Below are 6,310 nucleotides of genomic sequence, written 5' to 3'. Positions count from 1 at the left end.
TTTTAAATAACTGTTTAATTTCCGGTAGGACCTGTGAGTTGCGAGAAACTAATTCTGTCGTTAACATCTGTTTGATCTCCTTATCTTTTCAACCACCCTACCATGCCTCGGGTGTGGAATGCGAGCTATCCGCCACGTCTTAGGAAATCCTTTAGCAGTCCACCCACGCGAACATATTTTCGTTTCTTTTTCGCGAAGAGTTTAGTAAACTAGTGGGGTAGCGTTTTATCGTTCAAAATAATATCCATCACTTAACCAGATTTTGTTTGTAAAGAGGAAACCATTATGACTGATTATGCCATTTTATGTGAAAAAGCTAGTGCGGCGAAAAACTTTGCCAGCGCCCTGGGCGGCACCAGCGGCAGTTTTGCTGGCAAGTCATACACCATCGTCCACTCGCACGGTCACCTGTTAGAGCTGGTCGACCCAAAGGATCAGGTACCAGACGACAAAGTGACCCAGTATCGTTCCTGGAAGCTGGAACACTTGCCATGGAACGTCAACGATTTTAGTTGGGAAAAGAAGCCCATCGCAGCTGCACCCCGACGTGGCAGTCACCAAACGACGGCCCGCAAATCACTCACAGAACTTAAGACCGCAGTCAAAGGTTGCGATGCCATCGTTATCGCAACCGATGTTGACCCGTCTGGAGAAGGCGAGCTGTTAGCCTGGGAAATTATTAACGCGATCAAGTGGCAGGGACCCGTCAAGCGGTTGTACTTTGCCGATGAAGAAAAGCGGTCGGTTCAGACTGGTTTTCGTGAGATCAAGGACATTCCGAGTCAACAAGAAGACGGCGACTTTCTCAAGTCCGACGCCCGCAGCAAATGGGATTTCCTGTCGATGCAGCTGACCCGAATCGCCACAACTGTGTCTAAACAGGCTGGCTATCCCGTCATGGTCGTGCGTGAAGGTCGGCTAAAATCACTGATCGTCCGCCACGTCTATGAACAACTGGAAGCCCTGCGCAATTACAAACGTAAGCCGTTCTATGAGGTCAAATTCAAGGACCCGCAGGACCACGTTTTCGCACGGAAATTTAAGGATGATGAGGCTGCTGCTAAATTCCGTTTTGCATCGAAGACTGCTGGCGAAAAGGACGCAGCCGCCTATCATCCAAGTGCGGTAGCCAATATTAAAACAACACGCCGGCACTCGGGACCACCAAAACTGTTGGACCTTTCTAACCTCGCGTCAATTTTGGCGCCTAAGGGCTACAACGCTAAGGAAGTTTTGGGCACGTATCAAAAAATGTACGAAGCAAAGATCGTCAGCTACCCACGGACGGATGATTCCAAGATTTCGCTGGAACAGTTTAAGCAGCTCTATCCACTGGTACCGTCAATCGCCAAGGTGGTTGATGTGGACCAGAAACTTTTGACGCACACAGCACCTCGATTTACGCACGTCACTAAGGGCAGCGTGGACCATGGGGCCAACCGTCCTGGGAATAAGGTGCCAGCATCGCTGGGTGCCCTTTCTCGCTTCGGTAAATCGGGTCCGGCCATCTACGAAGTTGTGGCAAAGAACTTTCTGGCTATGTTTGGTGAGGATTACGTGTTTGACCACACCACTGCCGAGTTAGCGGACTACCCAGACTTAAGACGGCCTTTAACGTGCCCGTTGCACTGAACTATAAACTTATTTTTGACAGCGCGCGTCAGATCAAAGATGATGACAGCACGGAAGGCAATCAATCAAGCGTTGTCGGTCCAACCGCCGACCCGTTTGTCTTTGAAGGGGCTAACCCGAAGCCGGTTAAGCCAACCATGAAGTGGCTCATGAACTACCTGCAAAAACACAACATCGGGACTGGGGCAACGCGAGTATCCACGGTCTCGCAGATCACAGCTGGCCGAACCGCCCTGCTGCACGAACGCCGCGGAACATTTTCCATGACGAACACCGGAATCGTCTCAGCTGTTCTGACTGAAGGGACCATTATCAGTAGTACAAATGCCACGAAACGGTTATTTGACCTCATGGACCAGGTTGGCAAATTTGAGCTGCCACCTGACCAGCTTCTAACAACCGCTACGCAGACAGTCACCCACGGCATGCCGATCATGGTCGAAAATGCTGGCAAACTGCACGACCGTTTGGGCGATCCAGAAAAGTTAGTCAAGAAGTATCCACAAAAACCAAAGTCGTCTGGCACCACCAGCGCTGGCAAAGAAGTCAAATTCAACCAGGTCTGGGGCGGCCACCACTTCACGGATAGCGAAGTGGCTGATTTGCTGGCCGGTAAGGATATTTCGTTTAGCATTAAAACCAAACGCGGCAAGGACATGGACGTGCACGGGACGCTGGCACAGCAGACCTATCGTGGCCACAAGTTCTGGGGCTTTAAGGCCGCTGATGATGTGTTTACGAAGACTAATAAAAAAAGCATTAAAAACAAATCCAAATAATAGGGAAATTAAAAGACGTCACATTTAAATATGACGTTATAAAAGCACCGACTTCTCACCCATTGAGAAGTCGGTGCTTTTATGCGTTGTCGTCCTTATCCAGATACACATCCGGAACTATCTGTTGTATGACTTTAGTCAGTAAAGTTCCCAGTTGTTTTTCTTCGTTTTTAGTTAAGCTCGTCAAGGCGAAAGAATTCGTGTCCATTTGGATCTTCTTTAGTTCTTTATAAGCTCCGTGGCCTTTTCAGTAGGAAAGACATTACGGCGTCGTTTATCATCCAGATCAACACGCATGTCTGCCCATCCGTTAGCAACTAAAGTGTTAACTACTTTAGTGACAATACTTTGTTGCCGATAAATTCCGCTCATCAGATCCTTTTGTGCTATGCCAGGCTGCTCACATATAATCAAAACATAATAAAAATTACTTTCATTTAATGACCAACCCTTCAGCCGTGTGTTGAGGTACTCCCGAATTGCTCGGTTATACATCGAAATGAGTTTTTCCATCTGAAGTGTCATCGCGATGTCTCTCCTTTAATTTAAATATGCTCTACTAACCAATAATAACAGTCCTGTGCATAAAATGGACATCCAAATTGCAAGATGAGTTCCAACAACAAGATTTGAAGGTATCGTAGCAATTAAAACCATTATGGTATTAAATGCAGAACCTGAAATCTGCCGCAACGCATTATTTAGTGTGGTTCCGTGTGAAATTTCATCTGCTTTCAGGTCTTTTAACCCTTCGGTAATAGCAACTGACATAATCATTGAAATTCCAATCATGCGTAACATATAAGCCAGGATTGTTACCCATACGCTTGTCGTTGTTGTCATCATTACTAGAGAGATACTAGCAACTAGTACAATTAGGCTCCCCAAATAGATAGGAAGTCTCGCGCCATGACTGTCATAATATCTTCCGATAATCGGCGATGTAAGTGCACTTGCAATTGCTCCAGGAAGTAAAATAAGACCTGCTGACAAGCTAGACATTCCTCTTGTATCTTCAAAGAAGATAGGTAAGATTGCCTCAGTTCCCATCATTATGCCGAACACCAGCATAGTTACAATTAACATGGTCGTAAAACTATGCTTCTTAAAGACGGACATGTTCAATAATGGTGTTTCTAACTTACCCTGACGATGCACAAAATACCATGTAATCAAGCTTCCGGCAACTAGCATGACCACAGCTAACATAAAATCACTTGAGAACAAGCTAATGCTTGCCAAAACGCTTCCTAAACCAACCATTGAACTTGTGACAGACTTAATGTCTATTACCACTTTTCGAGACTTTGAAAAGTTAGGCAACATAAAAATAGCAATTATCAAAACAATTACTATTATAGGCATGATGACATAAAATAAAGACTTCCATGAGAAAAATTCCAACATCAGTCCTGAAAAGCTTGGACCAACCGCAGGCCCCGCTGAAACTACCAACGATATTAGTCCCATGATGGTTCCCCGTCTATCAGCGGGATATAATGCTATCAGGCTAATTTGAACGTAAGTAATCATAATTCCACCTGCAACTGCTTGCAGCAATCGAGCTAATAATAGCACATAAAAATTACTTGTCATGGGTTCTAATATTGTCCCGACCAAAAAGACGGTAACAACGCCGATAAATACTTGTCGACTAGTATATTTGTCAATTAAATTAGCCGAAATTGGAGTTGCTAATCCAAGCATGAGTACATAGCCCGATGTCAACCATTGAGCAACGTTCAACGAAAGATGAAAATCTTTTGAAATAACTGGTAAAGCCGTTATCATTACAGTCTGATTTAAAAGCATTACAAAGGCTGTAACTAACAGAATTGTTGCTATTAAAGTTCGATTTTTAGTGACCAAAAATATACCTCCATATTTACATTCAAATGAATGTTTTATATAATACATTCATTCGAATGTAAAATCAAGATTTATTGCTTAAAATCCTAACTTCCTCGATACCTTATACTAAAAAGTAGCTATGTTAAGCACAGTATAAAAAACATGTAAGCTTCAGAGCGCCTTACATGTACCAAGATAAATTAATTAGACTTATTTATCGCTAGAATTCTATGAGTCAAGTACAACACCATACTCAGATTTTCCATCACCCTTTTGTTCACCTTCATATCCTAATTCGGTTCCAAGTCCCTTGAGGAACTCTATAATGGATGGATTAAGACCTATTTCATCAAGTGCATCCCGATTAATGCTATATCTGATTGTTTCTTCATGACCACTAATCACTTTATCAATCCATTTAGGTTCGCGTAGATATTCACGTCCAATTGCTACAAAGTCAATTCCCGCGTCCATTATTTTTTCAGCATCTTCAGGTGTTTCAATAGAGCCAACTGAGATCAAGGGTAACCGTCCTTTAACTTGATCCTTAATACGTTGAATCGTATACCGATCATCATCTGGATTATTCAATGACTTACGCCAGGCATTCCCCATTGAAATATGCAGATAGTTCAGTGGCTGGCCAGATAATTTATCGATGAACTTTAGAGTATCGTCTATTCGGATGCCTGGTGACTCAATTTCTTCTGGAGATATCCGATAACCCAGAATAAAGTCATCATTTCCATACTCTTCAATAGCGTCGTGTACAGCTCTAATTATTTCTAATGCAAATGTCATTCTCTTTTCGACGTCGCCACCCCACTTATCTGTTCGTTTATTGGAGTGGGGAGAGAAAAACTGCTGAATCAGGTAAGTATTGGCCCCATGAATTTCAACCCCATCAAAGCCAGCAACAATCGCTCTACGAGTAGCATCGGCGAAGGCCTGAACAATCGCTTCTACCTCATTCGAAGAAAGTTCGCGAGGAGTTTCCATCCCATCTCGAGGAGCTGCAACGGCGCTAGCGCTAACCGGTTGAATCCCCCTAAGGATGGTACTGTCGCTCATTCGGCCAGCATGAAAAATCTGTATAATTGCTTTCGTGCCACCTTTCTTCATGGCATCTGCTAATTTTGATAAGCCCGGAATATACTTATCATCTGCAACTGAAAGCTCGCCTTCGAACCCTTTTCCATCATTAGTAACATTCGCTACCGGAGAAATAAACATGCCAACACCGCCAGAACGTAAACCAGCATAGAACAGATCGTCGCGAGATACAGAGCCTTCCTCTAGACTTGAAGCAATAGTCATAGGTGGAATAACAACTCGATTCTTGACTTTAACGCCATTTTTAAAAGTATATGGTTGTAAAAACTTGTAGTCACTCATAGTTAGACCTCCAACTTAGTTAGTGAATTAACTTACAAGTGTAGTATAGTTGTCAGAAAAGAAAGTTTTAAGTACTGACTTAATTGTAAGTTACTTACCAGCAAGTTAGTTTTATTGAAGGGAGTTGTGATTTTGGCAATTAAAAAATATCATCTAGGCTGTAATTACGTCTTAAGTATAATTAGTGGAAAGTGGAAGCCTTCAATAATTTGCTCCCTCGGACTAGAAGAAAAAAGATATGGTCAATTAAAAAATACATCGAAGCCATCTATAGCCACGATGTAACTGATAAGGTGCTATCAGAACAGTTAAATCAATTGGTTCATGATCAAATTGTTCATCGAGATAGTTTTCCAACCATTCCTCCTAAAGTAGTATATTCTCTGACTCCTGAAGGCGCAAAACTTAAAAAAATTTTAGTATCCATGTCGAAATTTGGTGAACAATTAGCTGAATCTTCTGATGACGATATTGAGTTAGATTATTCCGCCCAAGACATGCTAAGAGAAATTCATACAACCAATTAATTGTTATTGTGACAACAGTTCTCGTCTAAAACTAATTAACTATTATTTCTGTCCAGTTCGCGTTATTTCGCTTCCTAATTTGTTATTCCGCAAAGTTATCAATGTTTAAAATTTGGCTCAAATTGA

The 6,310-nt window shown here is 42.6% G+C and carries 6 protein-coding genes; 3 read left to right on the top strand and 3 right to left on the bottom strand.

Features of this window, described 5'->3' with window-relative positions:
- Positions 1-285: 285 nt before the first annotated feature.
- Positions 286-1,632: a DNA topoisomerase gene (locus tag JCM11969_RS20270; RefSeq protein WP_369523185.1), complete on the top strand. Its 1,347-nt coding sequence runs from the start codon at positions 286-288 to the stop codon at positions 1,630-1,632.
- Positions 1,617-2,411, top strand: a complete 795-nt coding sequence (locus JCM11969_RS20265) for a hypothetical protein (protein WP_369523184.1) — start codon at positions 1,617-1,619, stop codon at positions 2,409-2,411. Before JCM11969_RS20270 ends, JCM11969_RS20265 begins: the two co-directional genes overlap by 16 nt.
- A gap of 219 nt (positions 2,412-2,630) precedes the next feature.
- Here the strand turns inward: JCM11969_RS20265 and JCM11969_RS03735 are convergent, their stop codons facing one another.
- The 3 genes from JCM11969_RS03735 to JCM11969_RS03725 form a co-directional block, all read right to left on the bottom strand.
- Positions 2,631-2,936, bottom strand: a complete 306-nt coding sequence (locus tag JCM11969_RS03735) for a MarR family winged helix-turn-helix transcriptional regulator (RefSeq protein WP_054708409.1) — start codon at positions 2,934-2,936, stop codon at positions 2,631-2,633.
- 15 nt (positions 2,937-2,951) lie between these two features.
- Positions 2,952-4,280 (bottom strand): MFS transporter, encoded by a 1,329-nt coding sequence (locus JCM11969_RS03730; protein ID WP_225353116.1) that lies wholly within the window; start codon positions 4,278-4,280, stop codon positions 2,952-2,954.
- 210 nt (positions 4,281-4,490) lie between these two features.
- Complete coding sequence (locus tag JCM11969_RS03725; protein WP_054708404.1) at positions 4,491-5,657, bottom strand: NADH-dependent flavin oxidoreductase; 1,167 nt, start codon at positions 5,655-5,657, stop codon at positions 4,491-4,493.
- A 191-nt stretch (positions 5,658-5,848) separates the two neighbouring features.
- Between JCM11969_RS03725 and JCM11969_RS03720 the strand changes: the two genes are divergently transcribed.
- Positions 5,849-6,184 carry a winged helix-turn-helix transcriptional regulator gene (locus JCM11969_RS03720; RefSeq protein WP_225353115.1) on the top strand — a complete coding sequence of 112 codons (336 nt, stop codon included), beginning with the start codon at positions 5,849-5,851 and terminating at the stop codon, positions 6,182-6,184.
- Positions 6,185-6,310 lie beyond the last annotated feature (126 nt).

Source organism: Secundilactobacillus paracollinoides DSM 15502 = JCM 11969, from assembly GCF_001311135.1.
Lineage (GTDB): Bacteria > Bacillota > Bacilli > Lactobacillales > Lactobacillaceae > Secundilactobacillus > Secundilactobacillus paracollinoides.
The sequence above is the reverse complement of the archived record's forward strand: the minus strand, read 5'-3'. Positions and strand labels throughout refer to the sequence as shown.

What these genes read in the sequence shown, in the direction of transcription:
- JCM11969_RS20270 (WP_369523185.1), top strand. Translation starts at nt 286, where the DNA reads ATGACTGATTATGCCATTTTATGTGAAAAAGCTAGTGCGGCGAAAAAC.
- JCM11969_RS03735 (WP_054708409.1), bottom strand. Translation starts at nt 2,936, where the DNA reads ATGACACTTCAGATGGAAAAACTCATTTCGATGTATAACCGAGCAATT.
- JCM11969_RS03725 (WP_054708404.1), bottom strand. Translation starts at nt 5,657, where the DNA reads ATGAGTGACTACAAGTTTTTACAACCATATACTTTTAAAAATGGCGTT.